The 21,134-nt window shown below is 49.6% G+C and carries 22 protein-coding genes; 13 read left to right on the top strand and 9 right to left on the bottom strand.

From position 1 onward, the window contains the following. Positions 1-19 precede the first annotated feature (19 nt). From AK95_RS13750 to AK95_RS13740, 3 genes are all read left to right on the top strand, one after another. Positions 20-634, top strand: coding sequence for an FMN-dependent NADH-azoreductase (locus AK95_RS13750; protein ID WP_071220543.1), 615 nt, complete (start codon positions 20-22; stop codon positions 632-634). A gap of 321 nt (positions 635-955) precedes the next feature. Continuing rightward, positions 956-1,354 (top strand): hypothetical protein, encoded by a 399-nt coding sequence (locus AK95_RS13745; protein ID WP_071220542.1) that lies wholly within the window; start codon positions 956-958, stop codon positions 1,352-1,354. Between the two features lie 138 nt (positions 1,355-1,492). After that, complete coding sequence (locus tag AK95_RS13740) at positions 1,493-1,978, top strand: DinB family protein (RefSeq protein WP_071220541.1); 486 nt, start codon at positions 1,493-1,495, stop codon at positions 1,976-1,978. A gap of 147 nt (positions 1,979-2,125) precedes the next feature. Here AK95_RS13740 and AK95_RS13735 read toward each other — a convergent pair whose 3' ends face one another. The 4 genes from AK95_RS13735 to AK95_RS13720 form a co-directional block, all read right to left on the bottom strand. Beyond that, entirely contained in the window at positions 2,126-4,075 is a 1,950-nt protein-coding gene (locus tag AK95_RS13735) for an ABC transporter permease (RefSeq protein WP_071220540.1), read from the bottom strand. Further along, a complete protein-coding gene (locus tag AK95_RS13730) occupies positions 4,065-4,826 on the bottom strand; it encodes an ABC transporter ATP-binding protein (protein WP_009591195.1) in 762 nt (253 codons plus the stop codon). The genes AK95_RS13735 and AK95_RS13730 overlap by 11 nt, the downstream gene beginning before the upstream one ends. Positions 4,827-4,925: 99 nt before the next feature. After that, complete coding sequence (locus AK95_RS13725) at positions 4,926-5,930, bottom strand: sensor histidine kinase (protein WP_071220539.1); 1,005 nt, start codon at positions 5,928-5,930, stop codon at positions 4,926-4,928. Beyond that, positions 5,927-6,616, bottom strand: a complete 690-nt coding sequence (locus tag AK95_RS13720; RefSeq protein WP_071220613.1) for a response regulator transcription factor — start codon at positions 6,614-6,616, stop codon at positions 5,927-5,929. The genes AK95_RS13725 and AK95_RS13720 overlap by 4 nt, the downstream gene beginning before the upstream one ends. Before the next feature lie 252 nt (positions 6,617-6,868). Between AK95_RS13720 and AK95_RS13715 the strand changes: the two genes are divergently transcribed. From AK95_RS13715 to AK95_RS35145, 8 genes are all read left to right on the top strand, one after another. Beyond that, positions 6,869-8,380: a copper amine oxidase N-terminal domain-containing protein gene (locus tag AK95_RS13715; RefSeq protein WP_071220538.1), complete on the top strand. Its 1,512-nt coding sequence runs from the start codon at positions 6,869-6,871 to the stop codon at positions 8,378-8,380. Positions 8,381-8,644: 264 nt separating this feature from the next. Next, a complete protein-coding gene (locus AK95_RS13710) occupies positions 8,645-9,598 on the top strand; it encodes a DMT family transporter (RefSeq protein WP_071220537.1) in 954 nt (317 codons plus the stop codon). Positions 9,599-9,718: 120 nt separating this feature from the next. After that, positions 9,719-9,961 carry a helix-turn-helix domain-containing protein gene (locus AK95_RS13705; protein WP_071220536.1) on the top strand — a complete coding sequence of 81 codons (243 nt, stop codon included), beginning with the start codon at positions 9,719-9,721 and terminating at the stop codon, positions 9,959-9,961. Positions 9,962-9,965: 4 nt separating this feature from the next. Continuing rightward, on the top strand, positions 9,966-10,484 hold the full coding sequence (gene def / locus AK95_RS13700) for a peptide deformylase (RefSeq protein ID WP_071220535.1): 519 nt from the start codon (positions 9,966-9,968) through the stop codon (positions 10,482-10,484). Positions 10,485-10,715: 231 nt separating this feature from the next. Next, on the top strand, positions 10,716-11,693 hold the full coding sequence (locus AK95_RS13695) for a ring-cleaving dioxygenase (RefSeq protein WP_071220534.1): 978 nt from the start codon (positions 10,716-10,718) through the stop codon (positions 11,691-11,693). A gap of 201 nt (positions 11,694-11,894) precedes the next feature. Beyond that, a complete protein-coding gene (locus tag AK95_RS13690) occupies positions 11,895-12,383 on the top strand; it encodes a GNAT family N-acetyltransferase (protein ID WP_071220533.1) in 489 nt (162 codons plus the stop codon). Then, positions 12,383-12,880, top strand: coding sequence for a phage tail protein (locus AK95_RS13685; RefSeq protein WP_071220532.1), 498 nt, complete (start codon positions 12,383-12,385; stop codon positions 12,878-12,880). The genes AK95_RS13690 and AK95_RS13685 overlap by 1 nt, the downstream gene beginning before the upstream one ends. Before the next feature lie 363 nt (positions 12,881-13,243). Further along, positions 13,244-14,218 (top strand): hypothetical protein, encoded by a 975-nt coding sequence (locus tag AK95_RS35145; RefSeq protein ID WP_162487576.1) that lies wholly within the window; start codon positions 13,244-13,246, stop codon positions 14,216-14,218. A 67-nt stretch (positions 14,219-14,285) separates the two neighbouring features. Here the strand turns inward: AK95_RS35145 and AK95_RS13675 are convergent, their stop codons facing one another. Continuing rightward, positions 14,286-14,690, bottom strand: coding sequence for a YybH family protein (locus AK95_RS13675; RefSeq protein WP_071220530.1), 405 nt, complete (start codon positions 14,688-14,690; stop codon positions 14,286-14,288). A gap of 129 nt (positions 14,691-14,819) precedes the next feature. Here AK95_RS13675 and AK95_RS13670 point away from each other — a divergent pair, with 129 nt between their 5' ends. Next, the gene (locus AK95_RS13670) at positions 14,820-15,158 is read left to right on the top strand and encodes a winged helix-turn-helix transcriptional regulator (protein WP_071220529.1); all 339 of its coding nucleotides are present in this window, start codon (positions 14,820-14,822) and stop codon (positions 15,156-15,158) included. 129 nt (positions 15,159-15,287) lie between these two features. Then, on the top strand, positions 15,288-16,838 hold the full coding sequence (locus tag AK95_RS13665; protein ID WP_071220528.1) for a BCCT family transporter: 1,551 nt from the start codon (positions 15,288-15,290) through the stop codon (positions 16,836-16,838). 196 nt (positions 16,839-17,034) lie between these two features. Here the strand turns inward: AK95_RS13665 and AK95_RS13660 are convergent, their stop codons facing one another. From AK95_RS13660 to AK95_RS13645, 4 genes are all read right to left on the bottom strand, one after another. Then, positions 17,035-18,045, bottom strand: coding sequence for a FecCD family ABC transporter permease (locus AK95_RS13660; RefSeq protein WP_071220527.1), 1,011 nt, complete (start codon positions 18,043-18,045; stop codon positions 17,035-17,037). Continuing rightward, complete coding sequence (locus AK95_RS13655; RefSeq protein WP_071220526.1) at positions 18,042-19,052, bottom strand: FecCD family ABC transporter permease; 1,011 nt, start codon at positions 19,050-19,052, stop codon at positions 18,042-18,044. Before AK95_RS13655 ends, AK95_RS13660 begins: the two co-directional genes overlap by 4 nt. Positions 19,053-19,121: 69 nt before the next feature. Continuing rightward, complete coding sequence (locus AK95_RS13650) at positions 19,122-20,099, bottom strand: iron-hydroxamate ABC transporter substrate-binding protein (protein ID WP_071220525.1); 978 nt, start codon at positions 20,097-20,099, stop codon at positions 19,122-19,124. After that, positions 20,023-20,895, bottom strand: a complete 873-nt coding sequence (locus AK95_RS13645) for an ABC transporter ATP-binding protein (RefSeq protein ID WP_071220524.1) — start codon at positions 20,893-20,895, stop codon at positions 20,023-20,025. The genes AK95_RS13650 and AK95_RS13645 overlap by 77 nt, the downstream gene beginning before the upstream one ends. Between the last annotated feature and the right edge of the window lie 239 nt (positions 20,896-21,134).

Genomic DNA, 21,134 nt, shown 5'->3' with positions numbered 1-21,134 from the left:
CATTATGGAGGAGATTTATATGACAACAACCTTATTTATCAAAGCCAATAACCGCCAAGGGTCTGTAACGGGAAGACTATATGACGCGTTTCTGGAGAGCTATCGGGTGGCCCAACCGAAGGATACCGTAATTGAAGTGGATCTGTATAAGGAGCAGATTCCTTATCTGGATGAAGTGATGATTAACGGAAATTTTAAGTCTGCTATGGGCATGGAACTCACACCGGAAGAAAAGGCTATGAGTGATATAGTCACCCAACATCTGGAGCAGTTCATAGCCGCAGACAAGGTGGTGTTTGCGTTCCCGCTATGGAACCTGACCGTCCCGGCTGTATTGCATTCGTACCTGGACTACATGCACCATCCGCGCAAAACCTTCCAGTACACGGAGCAAGGATTGGTGGGGCTCTTATCCGACAAAAAGGCGGCCTTATTGAATGCCAGAGGCGGCGTATATGCGGAAGGAGACACGTCGGAGATGGCGGTGAGCTTCGTTAAGAATCACCTGAACGTATTCGGCATTACGAATGTGACAACCCTTGTGATTGAAGGGCATAATCAATTCCGCGACCGGAGTGAGGAGATCATTGAGCAGGGATTGCGGCAAGCTGCAGAGGCAGCTCAAGGATTTTGATATAGGGTGTTGCAGAAGGAGAGCCCAGCCAACCATCGGCTGGGCTTTTTTTATTTGTATGGATGGTGGTGTGCAGAAGGATAATCCGTCACCTTCGAGAATATCAAGTGGCATAGATGTGAGGGGAAACGGGAAGGTGTTGATAGTGGGATGTCGACATACGAGTACTATAAAGAGATTATCGCGGAGATTCCAGGCCGTTCGGAGGAAAGACTGCTTTTGGGGCAGGCTTTTTTTGAATAGTGATGAACCCATATACATGGCGGACTAAATATGTTGAGAAAGGAAATCCTAAGTAGAAAACGAAAAAGGTGAACTCGCATGAAGTCACGATTCTTCTTCTGCCTGCTGCTCGCAGGCGGGCTCCTTCTATCAGCCCCTGGAAGCTCAGCGTATGCAGGACCGGAAGGAAAGCCTAGAGAGCAGCAGCTCGAGAAGGCCTTGCTGCAGCAGTTATACCCGGTTATCCGATCGTCCCTTCAGGACATATATAGGGAGACGTATCCTGCTTTTGGCTGCGAACGAATTGTATCAATCAATGAGCGGACGACGATGGCGAAGGATAACCAACAGGCCCGTCCGGTTGACGCGATGCATGGGGCAAGCTATTTTGAGATTACGGTGGGCCTGTGCAAGGAAAGCGGGGAGAAGATCGAGCTGCGTTTCAAGAATGATACGCCAACAGCGCAGTATTATTTGGACTTGTTCCATGTGAGGTAGACGCCTTTTGCTGACAGGCTAGTCGAGAAAGAATGATTTTAATCATTTTCTGCGAATCACAGGACTTCATCCTATAGTAAAATTAGTCATGATTTGTGATGCTGCTTATTACAAGACTCATGAAGGAGTGAATGACCCATGGCGCATGCAAATGATGTTCTAATGAATCAGCTGTTAGCGAATGCAAATGATCCCAGCTGGCATATCCCGTTCCAGCAATCCGTGGAGCATCTGACCGAGGATGAAGCGTTCTGGACACCTGCCAACGATAGTCACAGCATTGTCGAGATCATACAGCATCTGCTGTATTGGAATGAAACGTGGCAGACGCGGTACCGCGATTCGCGGGTCGACGCCGTTCCTTCTATTGGAGACAACCATAAAAGCTTTATCATTCCGGATAACGCAACCTTTGCCGAGCTAAGAGACCGATTGCTGCAGGTCCTATTGCGTTGGCAGGACCTGCTGTCAGCGACCAAGCTGGAGCAGGAAGTGAATGGATTCCCGGTACCGGCCAAGTGGTGGGAGATTGTGAGCAATGCTGCTACGCATAATGCCTATCATATCGGTCAGATTGCGTATATCCGCAAGCTGCAGAAGAGCTGTACCCCCTTAGAATGGTAACCGGTGGTTTTTATCACCCCTTAGAGTGTTCCATGGTTGAAATCTCGTACAGCTTCGTTGCTCTCAGGTTGCTAATGACATCTCCCTGCACACGCAAAATGCATGGATGGTACCCGAATTTTCCCTGGGCCCACCCATGCACCTCGTTTATAACGCTTCTTTAATTACCCGTTTATAGAACATGACCGATAACAACCCGAATATGGAATACAGTGCCGTATACAGCAGCATAACCATGACCATGGGCAGCCAGAGCTCGGTTCCGAAGAAGAACCAGCCGGATTTAACGGCGAAGTAACTGTGGGACAACCCGACAACCAGCGGAATGCCGAAGTTGAACAGCTGCTTGATCTGAATCCCCTTCAGCAGGTTTCCTTGCGTGAAGCCCAGCTTCCGGAGAATGGTATAATTCGGCTTCTCCTCTTCACCTTCATCCATCTGCTTAAAGTACAGGATACATCCTGAAGTAATCAGGAAGGTAAGTCCCAGGAATCCTACGATGAACATCATCAAGCCCATGTTGCTCTTCTGGTTGAAGGCCATTTCCGTCTGAGATAGGTTCCCTGTTCCCTCGCTAATGTCGAGTCTCTTAAAGATTTGATTGGCCTGATCCACAGCGTTTGGATCCACAATATCGATGCCGTGATAGACATTGGACTTCTTCTGGATCTTCGGATCCAGGTCTTGAACCAGCTTATCAAATACGGTCTGGTCCACAATCGCCGTCGGCAGTCCGCCGCTTGCATAATAATAGGATACGTAGGCTTCCTTGTCCAAGCCGATCAGCTTCTGCTTAAGGCTGTGTTTAGGGCTTATGAGCTCAATTTCCCCTGTGGTCTGAATCGCCATAAATTGCTGGATTGCGTCACTGTATCCCGTGAACAGCGTCTCCCCGGGGGAAACATCCTTGCCTTCGACGCTGGCATCACTGATTACCGGGATGATCATGGAACTGGAATCGACTTGCCCGGAGACTTCCAGGCTGGCCCCAATAATGTCGGATAAGTCCGCATTCACCTGAATTACGTCCCGTAAGGTCTTCGTAAATTCGATATCCTCATCCGTAAGTGCCTGGATGAAGGCGGCATAATCCTTCTGATCCGCTACCGCAAAATGGTTGGGCACGCTCTGCTCGGCCGATTTCTCCGCAGAATAATATGAGATATAGCTGAGTGACAATAGTCCGATTGCAAGCGCGGATACGGTCGTAATGATGGTCAGCAGCAGCGCATTCGATTTCATGCGGAACATGATGGAGGAGAGGGACAGCACATCGTTCAGGGACAAGTAACCGCCCTTGCTCTTCCGGATTGCATTGAATAGAAAGCTGACCGACCCTTTATAGAACAGATAAGTCCCGATGATAACCGATCCCAAGATCAGGATCATGGCCATGAACAGCTCGTTCATGGTGGTGAAATCTCCGCTGAACAGCTTGGTTGATACATAATAACCGAGAAGGATGAGTCCGATGCCGAGCAGTCCGAATAACATTTCGGCGAAGGACATTTTCTTAATTTGGTTCTCGGTTGTGGATACGGCTCGGAAGAGGGACAGAATGCTCTGTCTTTTGATGAATGTATAATTCATGATCATGATTAGCACATAAATGACGGCAAACACAATCACGGTCTGGATCATCGCCTCGGTGGAGAAGGATAAAGCCGCTTCGGTATCTACGCCAGTCACCTTGAACAGAATCATCAGGATTAAGCGCGAAGCCGCGAAGCCGGCAAAAATACCGATGACCATGGAGCCGAAATACAGGATCAGGTTCTCTGCGCTTAGGATCCGGAATATCTTGGCTTTGGTCAATCCGATGAGCTGAAACAGCCCGATCTCTTTGCTGCGCCGTTTAATGAAAATCGTGTTGGCATACAGCAGGAATATCGCTACGATTGCCACGAGCAGCACGGAGGCAGCGCCAAGCGCTGCCGCTCCCTTCACAGAGCCTTTCGCTTCATCCATCGCCGGATCATATTGCAGCGTCACAAACGCGAAGTACAGACCCACGCTGAAGATGAGCGCAAATACATACAGATAATAATTCTTGATATTCTTCTTCAAATTCCGGTAGATCAGATAATTAATGTTCATTCTGAACACCGCCTAGCACGCCCTGTGTTTTGATGATGTCATTGAAGAAGGCCTGCCGGGACTGCTCACCCTTGTTCAGCTGGGTATAGATCTGTCCATCCTTAATGAAGACGACCCGGGTGCAATAGCTGGCGGCCACGGGATCATGGGTAACCATGATGATCGTGGAATCGATCTTCTGATTTAATTCGCTTAGCTTGTTCAACAGATCGGAAGCGGACTTCGAGTCCAGCGCGCCCGTCGGCTCATCGGCAAAAATAATGCTGGGATCATGGATAAATGCGCGAGCCGCGGAGGTTCGCTGCTTCTGTCCCCCGGAGATTTGGTTCGGATATTTATCCTTGAGTTCGTAGATGCCAAGCTCGGTTGCTATGCGTTGGAATTTCTGATCCGCTTCTTTCTTCGAGACTTTCTTAATGGAGAGCGGCAGCAGCACGTTTTCCTTGACGGTTAATGTATCCAGCAGGTTGTACTCCTGAAAAATAAAACCCAGATGGTGCTTCCGGAACTCCGCCAGCTCCTTCTCCTTCAGGCCCGTAAACTCTTTACCCTCGATCTTGATGCTGCCGAGGCTCACTTTATCGATCGAGGAGAGCACGTTCAGCAGCGTGGTTTTACCTGAGCCCGATGCGCCCATGATGCTGACGAACTCGCCTTTATCCACGCGGATATCGATACCCTTCAGCACTTCCTGTTTATTGAATTTGTTGCCGTAGCTTTTATGAATTTGGTTTGCTTCAAGAATTGCCAATTTCACTCACTCCTTCGTTATCTGTCCTTATCATAAAGGAGTCGCAGCGCCTTTTCCTTCGATTCGCCGAACAAAGTGCAAAAGCATGTGACATTGTTGTCACATGCCGGTCATGCTAACAAAATCATTCCGTCTCGGAAAGATCAAGGTAAAGGTGGTGCCGATGCCGAGCCTTGATTCCACCTGAATGCGAATCAGCAGGGCATCGGCTACTTTTTGCGTCAAATAGAGTCCCATGCCGGTTGCGGCACTGTCCTGATGTGAGGTGGTCGAGGTGAAGCCTTTGTCGAAAATACGAGGCATGTCCTTCGGATCAATGCCGCGTCCGGCATCCTGAATGGTAAGTCTGACATGGTCATCCGTGAGATCGCTCTCGATGATGATGTCCGAAGCGTTGCTGTATTTGACTGCGTTGGTCAGCAGCTGGCGGATGATAAAGCCCAGCCACTTGGCATCGCTGAGCACTTCCGTTACCTCAAGGGAAACGTCAAATCCGATGCCTTTCTGCATGCACCAGGACTTGAGTGCTCGTATTTCCTGGAAGATGATCGGCTCAAGCGCGAATTCCTCGATCAGCAGATCATTCCGGATAAAGGGGATGCGCTTCTGGTGCAGCTGCTGGTCAAGCAGCAGGTGGATGCGAAGCCACTCATACTGGAGTTGAGCCTTTAACGTCTCATCTTCCATGCGCTCGATCATCAATTGCATCGTGGTGAGCGGGGTTTTCACTTCGTGAATCCAGGATAACAAATCGTCCTTCTCCCCTTGTATCTCCATTAGCCGCATGGAGGATTCCTTTTTGAAGCGCTCCGTTTGAAGGGAGAGGATGTCCATGGCAATCGCCTCAAAGGGGTGCTCCGGCTCGCTGATGGCAGCTAAATCGTAGGTGTCATCCCAAGCCTGGAGGCTTTTGTAGAACTTGGTTTCCCGGTTGTACCTCACGAACAGAAACACCAGGAAGAACAGCATCGACAGAAACACGATATAAAGGATAGGCAAGAACGGGATCTGGGAGTCCACGGCGGCTATGAACAGAAACAGCAGCTGCAGAAACACGAAGAACAGAATCCAGCTTAGTCGTTCCCGGATGTAGGCGATCATCATGCATGGGCCTCTTCCGTGGCGATATAACCTTGTCCCACCTTGGTTTCGATGTAGGGATCAAGTCCGAGGGGCTCCAGCTTCTTGCGCAGCCGGTTGACGTTGACCGTTAACGTATTATCGCTGACAAAATGCTCGTTGTCCCATAAACTCTTGATCAGATCCTCACGGCTGACGATTTGATTCTTTCGCTCCATGAGGATTTTCAGAATGAACATCTCATTCTTTGTTAGTTCAGCGGTGCCCTGAGGGCTGCTAATCGTATTTTTACCGAATTCGACGGTGGCCCCGCGCCAAGTTCTCAGCTCGGTCCGTTCGGTATTGTAATTGTATACCCGGCGCAGAGTGGCCTGGATTTTGGCAATCAGGACATCAAAGTGGAACGGCTTCTGAATGAAATCGTCGGCTCCAAGCTGCATGGACATCACCATGTCGGTCGGATGATCGCGGGAAGACAGGAAGATAATCGGCACGTTCGAGTGGGAGCGAATCATTCGGCACCAATGGAACCCGTCAAACTTCGGCAATTGGATGTCGATAATGACCAGATCGGGCTGAACCGCTGTAAATTCCTGAAGTACGGCGCTGAAATCCCGTACGCCATAAACGTTATACGACCAGTGCGACAAGCGCTCCTGCACTTCGTGGAATAGGGTCACATCGTCTTCGATTAACATAATTTTAAACAAGAGATTCACCACGCTTTATAAGGTTATTCAAAGCCCCTTTGCAAACCTTCCCGGTGCTAATAAAGCTGACTATTGAACTTGCAAATGACGACAGCATTTCATTCCCAGTGTATAGCAAAATGTCGATATGTGCTATCTGTGGGACCCATCCGCGTGTGCGTATATGACGAGGCTTAAATACCTATTTACAAACATTTCCTACCTTCCCATAATAGAAATGAGCCTATGACCTGGGAGGGGACAAATATCGTTATGTATAAGAAGTTCAAATGGTTGACTGTACTCATTGCAGCTGTGCTGGTTGTTATGACAGGATGTCAGGCCGTCGGGGGACTGGATATCAACAAGGCGTTGCTTACCAGTCTCGATGTTAAATCCAGCGAATCCAAGGCAAGTATTCGATTCGAGGTGGTGCCATCGGACAAGGCCCTATCGACTGAAGATAAAGAAGCGATTGATCTCATTAATTCGTTATCTCTGAATATGGACCATGCCATCGTGCAGGATAGCAAAACGGTGTCCATTCAGGGCAGTATCCAATATTCGGACAAGAAGATTCCGCTTCATGTGTCCATGGATTCCAAAGGAATGGCGATTCAATTAGAAGGCGCCAAGCAGCCGTTCTATTTATCGATGGATACAACCGTTCCCGGATTGCCTGATACCAGTCAATACGAACAGGCGATTCAAGATGTCGTGAAGAAGGCTGCAGGACTTGTGCTGAAGCATTTTCCAAATCCATCAACAATTGCGGTGAAGTCCGCTCAGGAGAAGGTGAACGGGGAAAGCCTGAACCTGACGCATCTCCACATGGAGCTGACCGGTGAAGAGATCTTGAACATGGTTAAGCCTTTCGCTGAAAGTCTGCTTAAGGATGAAGCCGGCTTGAAGCAAGTGATCGGCGATGCGTATGATGCCATTTATCCGATGATAACCAGCATCGGCGAGGCCTACGGCGAAGACGTAGAACTCCTGCCACAGGAATCCAAGGAGGAGGTCGTCGCGTCGCTCTACGAGATCGTGCATGGCGCACTGATCGAATTCACGGAGAACTATGATGAACAGAAGGAACGGCTATTGGAGGAGCTTCCGGGATCCGAAACCGTCTTCGGCAAGGATACGATCCTCAAGCTAGACTATTACTTCGATGAGCAGCTGAATACGCGCAAGAATGCGCTGGAGCTGACCGTCGCGCTTCCGGCTTCCGAGGACCTGCCATTGAAAGCATTCAAGGTGTATTCCGAAGGTGAAGTCTGGAATATCGGCGGCGCAGTGAAGGCCAATCAGGTGGACACGTCCAAAGGCGTGCTGGACGTGCTGAATGATTCGGTGACACCGGGTCAAGTGCTGCGGAACTTTGAGAAGGATTCCCTCATCTATAACGTGTTGAAGGATGATCTGAAGATCACACACAAAACGATGTTTCTTAGTCCCGTAAGCGATGATTATGGATATGGTGTAATCAAGAAGAACAACCAGAGCTTCGTTCCGCTTCGTTACTTGACAGACCAGTTGGACGCCGAAGTGAAGTGGACCAAAGGCTCCAAGAAAATTACGGTCATTAATGATCTGACAGGAGAAGAAATCGTATTGACCGTGGGCTCCAAAACAGCCAGCGTCGGCGGTAAAAACGTGGTGCTGCAGGAAGCTCCATTCGTTCATACCAACGGATCTACCTTCGTTCCGCTCCGGTTTATGGCAGAAGCGCTCGGTGCGACGCTTCACCTGGAGGGTGATGGATGGATTTCGATTAAACGTGATTAGCGCTGATTGTTATGGATAACGGGCTGGCCTGGGTATGCCTGTTATGAAACGTATACAAGTTAAAGTATAGCGGGGCTGTTTCCTATCATCTTGGAATGGTGGGAAACAGCCTTTTTGTCATTCCTTCCTTCATCGTATGAACTGTACCGGTACAGTTGCAGTTATTTCAAATCGTAATGGGGTTCTCCCTGCCGTAAGATAAGTAGCAAATGCATCAACCTTCTGGTTGTCCTGCAAAAGAGAAGATGAAGGAGAACACATATTATGAATATACCGCATACAAGCCGTGCCTATGCCGCCGCGTTAGGATATACGGCCATCATTGGTTTTTCGTTTATGTTTGTAAAGCTGGCGCTGATCCATGCTAACCCGCTGGACACGCTGGCACACCGATTCACCATTTCGTTCATTGCCGCATCGCTCGCGCTACTCATAGCCCGTAGAAAGGTCCCGCTGGATCTGAAAAGGCTGCTGACCATCGTGCCGCTGGCGATATTCTATCCGTTCCTGTTCTTTACGCTGCAAACCTTCGGATTGGTCTACACCTCTTCGGCCGAGGCCGGAATCATTCACGCTACGGTACCGATCTTTACGATGCTCTTGGCATCGCTGCTATTAAAGGAACGCTCCAGCTGGGCACAGAAGCTGTTTACCGTGTTGTCGGTGACAGGGATCATCTCTATCTTCGTGTTGAAGGGGGTTTCCTTCGAGGCCTCGAGTACACTCGGGATTGTGCTAATTCTGCTGTCGGCGCTATCCAACGCCATTTACAGCGTGATGGCCCGCAAGCTGACGCAGAAGCAGCCGGTACTGGATATAACGTTCATCATGTCGATGATCGGATTCGTGCTGTTTAACCTGATGTCGGCCGCTCAACATGCTGCGCAGGGGACGCTTGTACATTATTTTGACCCGTTCATGCATCCGTCCTTCGTATGGGCCGTTTTGTATCTTGGCATTCTGTCCTCTCTCGGGACATCGCTACTGTCGAATTATTCCTTATCCAAGATGGAGGCATCCCGCATGGGCATCTTTAACAATCTGGCTACCGTGGTCACGATTTTCGGAGGTGTCGCCTTTTTGAATGAGGAGCTGGCTTATTATCATGTCATCGGCGCAGCACTCGTCATTATCGGGGTGATCGGGACCAGCCTTGCCGGGAGATCTAAGAGCGCTAGTCGTAAAGCGCTTGGGCGGAATGAATCCAAACCTGCTTAACCCGGTTTGTTGTAGAGAACGACTCTCGTTAGCTCCTAAAAATTAGGCTTGAGATATTAGGTAGTACCTAATAAAATAAGGTGTGAGCTAATATTTTTCATGGAACGGGAGGGGGACCCTTTGCTCGAATGGATGCTACGTAATGTGATGGCGGAGAGAGGGATATGGTCGGGAGCGGCTTTGGCGCGGCTCATGAAAGAGAAGGCGAATTACAGCTTATCAGCTGCTTCCATTAGTGCCTTGCTGACGAACCAGCCCAGACAGATGAAGGCAGAGACGTTAGATGCCCTTTGCACAACTTTAGAGTGTACTCCAGGTGACTTATGGGTGCATACACCTCCTTCTAGAACTAAGGGGGCTTAAGTGAATGACGGTTAAAGCTATTGTGCCATTCGGTGATCCGATCTTACGAAAGATCGCCCGGCCAGTCGATTCCGTAAACGCCAGAGCATTGAAGATTCTGGATGATATGGCGGAGACGCTGTATGACAGTGAAGGGCGCGCTGGTCTTGCCGCACCCCAAATCGGTATATTACGAAGGCTTATTGTCATGGACTGCGGAGAAGGGTTGATCGAGCTGATTAATCCGGAAATCGTAGAGATGGACGGGGAACAGATGGGCCCCGAAGCTTGTCTGTCTTATCCGGGGTATTACGGATATGTGAAGAGGGCCAATAAGGTTAAAGTAAAGACATTGAATCGTCAAGGCCAGACGGTGATTCTGGAAGGCGAAGATTATCTGGCCAGATGTATGCAGCACGAGATTGATCACCTGAACGGCATATTGTTTGTGGACCATGTTCGGGATGGATGGTTGTATCACGAGGAGACGCATCAACGCATCGAGCTGTTTCCTGTCATTGGATTATCCAATACTGGCGTATAACGGACATGAGGAGACTCTTATAAGGAAAGAAATAGAACGGCCGGATGTTCTTATGTCCGACCGTTTTTTTAATATCATTCACGACCAAAATAAGATATTGCATTTAGAAGGTTGACGGCACAGAATTCTCATGATACTATTATCTTAAATTAAAGATGTTTTAAATCAAAATAATAATTTTTGAAGGTCGGGCAAACACTTTCTAAATAGAAGAGACGGAGGAATTTAACCATGAACGGATTAAAAGGAATTCACCACGTAACAGCCATTACGAGCAGTGCCGAGAAGAACTACGAGTTTTTCACCTATGTGCTCGGCATGCGACTTGTGAAGAAAACCGTTAATCAGGACGATATTCAGACATACCACCTGTTTTTTGCGGATGACAAGGGCAGTGCCGGGACCGATATGACCTTCTTCGATTTTCCGGGTATCCCGCAGGGCAGACACGGTACAGACGAGATTTACAAAACCTCGTTCCGTGTTCCTAACGATGCGGCGCTCGAATATTGGGTCAAGCGATTTGACCGGCTGGATGTAAAGCATCAAGGCATTCAAGAGCTGTTTGGCAAAAAAACACTCGCTTTTGTTGATTTTGACGATCAGCAGTATCAGCTCATCTCCGATGAGAACAACGAGGGCGTGGCTTCAGGAACTCCTTGGCAGAAGGGACCGATTCCGCTGGAGCATGCGATTACAGGACTTGGTCCGGTGTTTGTACGGGTGTCCAACTTCGATTATTTCAAGGAAATGATGGAGAAAGTGCTCGAATTCAAGGAGATCGGCAAGGAAGGCTCGCTTCATCTGTTTGAGGTTGGTGAAGGCGGCAATGGCGCCCAGGTGGTTGTTGAATACAACGCCGTGCTTCCAAGAGCTCAGCAGGGCTTCGGCACTGTACACCACGCGGCTTTCCGTGTCGAGGACCGCTCGGTGCTGGAACATTGGATCAAGCGTCTTGACGACTTCCAATTCCATACGTCGGGCTTTGTAGACCGCTATTTCTTCCAGTCCTTGTATGCGCGAGTTGCACCACAAATTCTGTTTGAGTTTGCAACCGACGGTCCAGGCTTCATGGGTGATGAGCCATATGAAACACTGGGCGAGAAATTGTCCCTGCCTCCATTCCTGGAGCCAAAGCGCGAACAGATTGAGAGTATGGTTCGTCCAATCGATACCGTGCGCAGCACGAAGGAATTCGTTAAGGAATAATGCAATGAATCTGAAGAAGCAATTCGGCTGTTTAGGACACAGCTGGATTGCTTTTTTCGTTCCGTAGTAAAGGTGTGTGACAGGCAGGGCACGACATATTCTGGATTATTGTACCTTCCTTTCTTTATCCGCATAAACTGAAGTACCGCGATAACCTAAGGGTTATCGACTTTTAGGCAGGGGCAGGTATCGTATAATCCCATGATCAATATGATGGATGCCACCGAGGAAGATACAGCGTTTTTATATGAGCTGTACCGCAGCACACGCCTTAGAGAAGTTTCCTCCTGGGGATGGGGAGACCAGGAAATGGAGGTGTTTCTGCGCATGCAGTTTGATCTCCAGCAGCGCTCCTATGCACTGCAGTTCCCTCAAGCATCGCACCTGATTCTTATGAATAACCAGCTACAGGCTGGGCGAGTCATTGTACATGAGACACCTGCCGAAATTCGCCTGGTCGACATCTCGATTTTGCCTGAATTCGGGAATCAAGGTATAGGAACGGCAGCCCTGGTTCATTTACAGGATATGACCAGGACAGACTCTAAGCCCATCCGTCTCCATGTTATCCGCTCAAATCCTGCTATAACATTCTATGAACGCATAGGATTCCGGATAAGAGGGGGAGATGATGTTTATGTACACATGGAGTGGAGCGCTTCGACAGAGAGGACAGGAGGTAACATATAATGGCAGATCCGTTCTTAGGTGAAATTCGCTTATTCGCTTTTAATTTTGCTCCCGATGGGTGGGCGTTTTGTGACGGGCAGTTATTGCCGATTGCTCAGAATACAGCCTTGTTTTCTCTGCTGGGGACAACATACGGGGGGAACGGCACGACCCATTTTGCGCTCCCGGATTTAAGGGGGAGAGTTGCTGTTCATCGAGGCACCGACTTCCCGATAGGAGAGAATGGTGGAGAGGAGTTCCATACCCTAACGGACGCGGAGCTTCCCAGCCATACGCATCAAGCAATGGGAAGCGCCAATCCAGCTAATAGTGTGTTACCTGTGGATCGAACATGGGCGCTCTCTGACAGCTTGACGTATCACGAAGTTACTAATTCATTCATGAGCCCGGGCGCTATTGCTGCTACTGGAGGAAATCAACCGCATAATAACATGCAGCCTTATCTTGTTTTAAATTACTGCATTGCTATAGAAGGGATATTCCCTCCGATTCCATGAAGAACATCCACAAGTAAAATAGGCCGCTTGTTAGTCACCTGACCACCTCTTGTCTGGTCTTGAGTGCATACACTGTGTTGAACGACGGAGGGAGGTAGTGGTCATTTGTTAAGATGTAAAGTTAAACCTGTTTATTCAAGAGGTGTACCCTTACCAAGGGAATATAGTCATAACCGTAATCATTTAAAGAAACGATATTTTCAGTGCAAGAAATCCAAGGTAAGGGGAATCCGGCAACGTGGTCTCCGGGGATTTCGGGGAAGGCCAGGAGCGGTCGGGCCGATTGGTCCCGTAGGGCCTGTTGGCCCTCAGGGTCCTCAAGGTCCTCAAGGGATTCAGGGTATATCGGAAACAGCGGTAGGTTTGATTGGCCCGTCAGGACCACAAGGGCCGCTTGGGCCGCAGGGGATAGATGGTTCGCTTGCTGTTTATGGGGATGGCTCAGCGGGTGAATTGCTCATAAACAGCGGCCAGGTTGTGGATTTAAGTGTTCCAGGCTCTCTTGCAGCATTGCCTTCTGGAACAAATCTGCAGTTCTCCAGAGTGGAAATTGCGGGGACACTTATCATTCCAAGCGGCATCACGATCCAATCATCGGGGGATCTCATGATAAGTGGTGTAGTTACGGTTCTTCCCGGTGCGGCAGACTCTGGCAATGGCTCACCAAACGAGGGAATATCCGCTGCTGCTGCAGGACCATATAACGGCGGAATTGGACTCGGTTCACTGCAAGCAGCACAGATCATTCCTACAGCAGCTGGTGGTGGGGCTGGAAGCCGAACTTTGTTAGGCAGTGGCGGAGAAGGCGGAGGTAGTTTGATTTTGGCTGCCCAGGGCCAAGTCGTAATTGCCAATGGGGCTCTGATTACTGCTAACGGAAATCATGGAGTAAACCCACTCTCTGCGGGTAGCGGTATAGTCGGTAGCGGGGGCGGTGCTGGGGGCTTTATATTGATTGCTGCTAAGAATAGCATAACCATTGCTGGAATTATTGCGGCGGCTGGAGGGAACGGGGCTATCGGTTGGGATGGTAATGGCGGAGATGGCGAAGGTGGCGGCGGAGGCGGAAGTGGTGGTGTTATCCACCTTATATCAACCGTTTCTCCTACAGTTACGGGTACACTACAGCTGAACGGTGGTATAGGCGGAGTGAATGCAATGGGCGTAACAGGCATTGTTACCGTTGGCGGTGGGGGTGGGGCCAACGGTGGAAACGGTGGTAACGGGGGAGGAACTCCTGTTGCCGGACAACCTGCGGTTGATCCGCAGCCAGGCCAAGTTGGCCAAGTGCTTGTGACCATAACACCTGAGCCAGAAAATTGGTTTGTAGCTAGATAGCATAACATGGCTGGTGATCCCTTGATGAATTACCAGCCCGGTTACTAAGGTAATTGTATAATTACCTTCATTCCATAACATCCGAACCAAACGGATGGTCCACAATGTACAACCAGCTTCCATCAGGCTGCTGTCTCACGATCTCGGAGGTATAACCTTGCAGCACAAGAGGTTGGCCATCCGGGTCCACGGTATGCAAGATGAAATGGGCACGCAGCATAGCGATATTTTCAAAGGGGATGCAGTATAGATTGGTGGAGACCATCTTGCCTTGAAGCAGCAGCAGTTCCTCCAGCGTATGGCGGAAGGAATGAATTCCGATCTCCAAGCTTCCATTGCTGTGGACATGAATACTGTTCGGTTCATACAACGCCAGCACTTGATCGATGTCCCCTGAGTTATACGCATCAGCAAATGCGGCATTCATCTCCTCCGGCTTCCAGACTTGGCTTGCGGGAATGGATGGTTTCATTGAATCTCCTCTTTCTGTATGATGATAGCAATAGCCTATCTGAAAATAAAAGCTGTGGTAAGTACGCAGAATTTTATGACATAGTCATCTATTTATGACCAATGACTTAAAGGGGGTTCAGCAATACATATGCCATATCAGGATGAGCGGAATGGGTGCCCGGCTGAAGTAGGCTTGCACATGATTAGTGGAAAGTGGAAGCCTCGAGTACTGTATGAACTGTTTCAGGAAACGCTGCGATTTGGTGAGCTGCATCGGAGAATACCGGAAGTATCAAGGCATGTGCTTACCGTTCAATTGCGGGAGTTAGAGGAGAACGGCATCGTGAAACGGACGGTGTATCAAGAGGTACCCCCCAAGGGGGAATACTCCATAACGGAGTTCGGTATCCATTTCAAAGCAGTGCTCGAGCAAATGGTCATTCTGGGACAACAGTATATCAATACGAAACAGGTTCCTAACGAATAGCACTTCAAGTTGGCCTTGATCTGAAGAATACCCCCTTGCTGCACACATTTACCGATTAAGTACATCAATTCTGGTTTAAATACAGATACTGTATAGGAATGGATGACTTAATAGCCTGAGGTGGAGCATATGAAAGGGAGTTTATTGAAGAACATCGTGTTTACGGTTTCGGCCGTTATCATTGCCATTCTTGCTATTCTAGGGGCTGCTATGCCTGGAGCATTCGGTGAAGTGGCAGGGTATTTGTACAGATTTACGACGAATACGTTCGGCTGGTTCTATCTGCTCTCGATCTTTGTGATTATTATCTTTTTGATCTGGGTGGCAGCCAGTAAATACGGAACGATTCGCCTTGGCGGAGATAAGGAGAAGCCCGAGTATCCGTTCTTCACCTGGATCGGAATGCTGTTCTCTGCGGGGTTTGGTGTAGGGCTGGTATTTTGGGGCGTGGCTGAACCCATGAGCCATTTTTTTAAGACGCCGTTCGGAGGCGTCGAAGCACAAGGTGTGGACGCGGCGCGTGTGGCTATGGGCTATTCTTTTTTTCATTGGGGGATTAGTCAGTGGTCCGTGTTTGCCCTTGTCGGACTTGTGATCGCGTTTCTTCAGTACCGTAAGCATAAGGATGGGCTGGTGTCGACCGCGCTGGAGCCTGTCACCGGCTCGAAGCCCGCAGTGAAGAATACGATTGATATCCTTGCGGTGATTGCAACGGTCATGGGCATCGCGACTTCCATTGGACTTGGCGTTCTGCAGATGAGCGGTGGTTTGAACACGATTATGGGAGTGAACAATGGTGTCGGGTTGCAGTTAATGATGCTGGGGCTTATTTTTGTCGCTTATATGATCTCATCCACAACGGGATTGGATAAAGGGATTAAATACTTAAGCAACCTGAACCTCGCGTTGGCGCTCATTTTTTTATTGTTTGTGTTTGTTAGTGGTCCCACTGTTTTCATCTTGGAGACCTTTACATTGGCGCTGGGCGATTACATTACGAATTTCGTATCGTACAGTCTGAGGCTTCAACCTTACGCTGAAGGCACGTGGGTACGAGAATGGACGATCTTTTACTGGGCCTGGGCGATTGCTTGGTCTCCGTATGTGGGAGCTTTCGTGGCGAGGGTGTCCAAGGGAAGAACGATTCGTGAATTCATTGTGGGGGTGATGGTTGTGCCGCCAGTCATTGCCTGTCTATGGATCGCGGTATTCGGCGGGACGGCGATCTGGTATGATCTGCACGAGAGCACCGGGATTGCTGCAGCCGTTAATGCTGATGTTACATCTGCTCTGTTTCAGCTCTTTAACCAATTACCCTTCTCCATGGTCATGAATGTGCTGGCGATTTTACTTATTCTGACGTTCCTGGTAACATCAGCGGACTCAGCAACCTACATTTTATCCAGCATGACCACCTATGGCAGCCTGAACCCTCCGCACATTGCAAAAATCGTGTGGGGCACGCTTATGGCAGCGATAGCAGGTGTACTGCTGTATGCGGGCGGGCTGGAAGCCTTACAGACGGCTTCATTGATTGCGGCATTGCCGTTTACGGTGCTGCTGCTGTTGTTGGTCATTGCCGTGGTGAAGCTGCTTAGCCGAGAGCCGATTCCGATTCGGAAGGCTGATCTGAAACGGTTCCGGCGTCTGGAAGAGGCGGCCAACCGGGGGAAGAAGTAAAGGGCAAACGCTTAGTGGAACTAGGTTGTTTACTCCCTGCGCGATAAAGAGGGCATCCATGCGGTGCCCTCTTTATTTTGTGAGGAGATAAGCTCGGAAAAGGCGGCAACCATAGCCGAACCAGTCAAAAAAGCCCCAATTACACCTGAAAGAGTGCAATAGGGGCTTAGGCATTCAGTTAAAAAGAGATTAACGGTTATTTTTTCTTCAGCAGCAAATATACAAAATACGGCGCGCCGATGATGGCGACCATAATGCCTGCGGCGATGCCGTCGGGATCCACGAGGTTGCGTCCGATCGTGTCCGCGAGCAGCAGCAGCCAGCCCCCGATCAATACGGCAATCGGAATGTACATCTGATTCCGCGGGCCGACCAGCGCTTTGGCAATGTGTGGGCCCATGAGTCCGATGAATGTAATCCCGCCCGTAACGGATACCGCGGATGCTGCAAGCGCTACGGCAGCCAGAAGCAGGACGATGCGCTCCTTCTCAATGGATACGCCGACGCCGATGCCCACGGGATCGCTTAATCCCAGCAGATTCATGCGCTGCGCTTTGTACAGGGTGAACGGAATCAGGATGATCAGCCAGGGCAGCAGCGCCGCAATGAAAGGCCAATCGGTTCCCCATATCCCGCCCGCCAGCCACTTGGCAATAAAATCGGCCTTGGTCCGCTCGGCAGACGACGTGAGCACAATCATGAAACCCGAGAGCGCCATGGAGAACCCGACACCGGTAAGCACCAATTTAACGGGCTGCAGGCCTTCGCCTTTTCGGAAAGAGAACAGGTAGATGCCCACGGCTGTCAGCACAGCTCCGATAAATGCCGCCAAAGGCAGCATGTAAATAAAGGAGCCGGCTTCGATCGGGAAGAACAGGAAAAATACGGCTACGCCGACCCCGGCCCCCGAGTTAATGCCGATAATACCGGGATCCGCGAGATCATTTCGGGTAATGCTCTGCAGAATAGCACCCGATAAGGCAAGCGCCATTCCGGCCAGCAAAGTAATAAGCATGCGCGGCAGGCGCACATCGAAGATAATGAATTTCTCCTTGAAGCTGCCTTGGCCCAGCAGGGTTGGAATAATTCGGTCATAGCTAACGGACGAATAACCGAGACCCAGACCAACGAGGACAGTAACCACTGTAAGGATCAACAAGACCAGAAATGTAATGCGTTGTTTTCTTATTAACGATGGATGAATCATGACAGTCCCCGCCCTCCTTTGCGTACGATAAACAGGAAGAAGGGCAATCCCATGATGGCGATCAGAGCAGCTACGGGTGTTTCGTAAGGAGCATGCAGCGTTCGTCCAACCGTGTCGGCAAACAGCATGAAGATGGCTCCGACGAGGGCGGACATCGGAATGACATGGCGGTAGTCGGTTCCGACGATCCCGCGGACAATATGGGGAATCATCAGGCCGAGGAAGGCCAGATTTCCCACCAAGGCCACAGAGGTTCCAGCCAGGAGGACAATCACGACAAACAGGATGCCTTTGATAGCAGCAATGTTCTGTCCCAAACCGACGGCGACTTCTTCACTTAGGCTAAGGATGGTCAATTGTCTTGATAACACGATGGCAATTATAATTCCAATGAGAATAAACGGAAATATCGTCTGCAACTGTCCCCATGATGTGCCGATCACACCGCCTGCCGTCCACATGGACACATCCTTGGATATTTTAAAATAAATGCCGATTCCTTCAGCGATGGCGTACAGGAATGCAGATACGGCTGAGCCAGCCAGCACCATCTGCAAGGGAGAGAAGCCGCCTTTTCGCATGGCTCCGATGCCGAAGACCATCACGGCGCCGATCGCCGCTCCGATGAAGCAGGCCACCATAATGCCAAAATAATTGGCAGCCGGCATGAAAGCCAGCGTGAAGGCAAGCGCTGCATTCGCCCCGCTGGTAAGGCCGAGCAGGCCGGGATCCGCCAGCGGATTGCGGGTAATGCCCTGCATGATGGCGCCGGAGACCGCGAGCGCGGCACCGACCAGAATAGCTGCAACCTCACGGGGCAGGCGGATTTCGCGAAGGAGGGATAATTTCTCGCCCTCCATCGAGGTAGTTAGGGCAAACCATACATCCTTGATGCTGGTTTCAGCTGCACCGAACACCATCGCAACAACAAACATGCCTATAAATACGATGATGCCTGCAATCAATTTGATGGAAATAGGAATGGATCGTTTCGTAGGCATTGTCATGGAATCATCTTCTCATCTTAAAGTTGGAATATACAATCGAAATAAGTCTGAGCAAAGGCAGCCTATATGCTAGTTGCCCAAAAAGTGTTCCGTAATGAACTCCAGCTGGTACTCCAGCGTGGTGGCATCATTAAAATAAATCCGGTTTCCGTCTGCTTCGTATACGCGGCCATTCTTCACCGCCGGGATTTGCTTATACGTCTCGGTTTGCTGGAAGGACGTATCGGCATCGGCAAATTTGCTCAGAATAACATAGTCGCCGGCATACTCCGGCAGCACTTCCGCGGAAAGGGCATAGTAACCGTCCTTGAGTGCCATTTCTTTCACTTTCTCCGGCATGTTCAGCTTCATTTCCTGATACAGGATTTCAGTGCCGCGGCCCCAGTTATCGCCGTATACATAAAGCTGTTTATCAAAGCTCTCGATAACGGATACGGTGGCGTCTTCTCCAATTTTGGCACGGATGTCCTCACCGGCTTTTTGCGCCCGTTGCTTGAAATCATCGATCCAGTCCTGGGCTTCTTTTTCTTTGTTCACAAGCTTGCCGATTTCAAGATGCTGCGTCAAATAATCGACTTTTCCGTAGGTGAAGGTCACGGTTGGGGCAATCTCTTTCAGCTTATCCACGTTCTTGATAGTGGACAGGCCGATGATGAGGTCGGGGTCCAACTCGATGATTTTCTCCAGGCTTTCATCCGTGACTTCTTCGGCATCCTTGATTTTGTCAGCAAATGCGGGGTTGGCCTTGGACCAGGAATCAACGCCCACCATGTTGACGCCGAGTGCAAGCAGGTCGCCTACATAGGAAGACAGCACAATCACGCGCTGCGGTTTGGCAGGCACTTCGACGGGTCCGTTCTCGGACTCATATGTAATGGTCCCGGATGGAGTTTCGCTTTGTTCCGTTTTAGGTGATTCGGCCGTTCCTGTATTATTGCTGTTTGTCTCCGCAGGCTTGCTGCTGCAAGCGCTAAGAATGAGCAGCAGCGCTATAAACGGGATGAGTAGTTTCTTCGTAGTTGTCGTTTTGCTCCGTTTTGAGTACATCCTCTTTTTCCCCTTTTAATAGATTGTATGTGATACAGATCGGTTTCGCCGTGCGCGGATCGCGGCCGATCTCGGCGTCGATATGGAATACTTTCTTTAATACGTCGTGTGAAATGACGGCTTCCGGATCACCGGCCTGAATGATATCTCCATCCTTCATCGCGATAATGTAATCAGCGAATCTGGCGGCTTGGTTTAAATCATGCAGAACCATAACAATGGTACGCTCCTGCTCGATGTTAAGTCTCTCCAGCAGTTCCAGGATCTCAAGCTGATGCGCCATGTCCAGATACGTTGTCGGTTCGTCAAGGAAGATCATTTCGGTCTCCTGAGCAAGTGCCATCGCAATCCACACCCGCTGTCTTTGTCCCCCCGATAGAGCATCCACCGAGCGATATTTGTAATCCTGGGTCCCGGTAACCTCCAGCGCCCAGTCAATCACTTCCATATCCTGCTTGGTCAAGCGGCCAAAACCGCGTTGATGAGGATATCGGCCATAGGAGACAAGCTCGCCAACCGTCAATCCGCCCGGTCCTTCCGGAGTTTGGGGGAGAATGGCCAGCTTTTTCGCCAGCAGCTTGGTGTTCATCTTGGCGATTTCTTCTCCATCGAGAATGGCAGCACCGGACTGGTAAGGAATAATGCGGGTAACAGCCTTCAAAAGAGTGGATTTGCCGCAGCCGTTCGGCCCAATGATGGTTGTGATTCTTTTATCGGGAATATCTACGTTAAGACGATTCAATATCAGATTCTCGCCGTAACCGACGCTTATTCGATCTGTACTTAGGCGAATCATCATTTCACCTCCAGAGTAGTTAGATATCAAACGATAATGATTCTCAATTTCATCCATAAATATAATGTGGGGCCGCGTCGTTGTCAATAAATATCTTAATGGAAATTTTAAATAATATTCATGTTTCAGCCGAATAATATCCATATATAGAATTGGAAGAGTGATGCAAACCTAAATATAGGCGAAATTGTGACAATATGAATTTTTTCTAAATGATTGATTGTAAAACGGTGAAAGGC

The sequence above is a fragment of the Paenibacillus sp. LC231 genome (assembly GCF_001860525.1).
Lineage (GTDB): Bacteria > Bacillota > Bacilli > Paenibacillales > Paenibacillaceae > Paenibacillus_AQ.
This window is presented reverse-complemented; position numbering and strand designations above follow the sequence as displayed.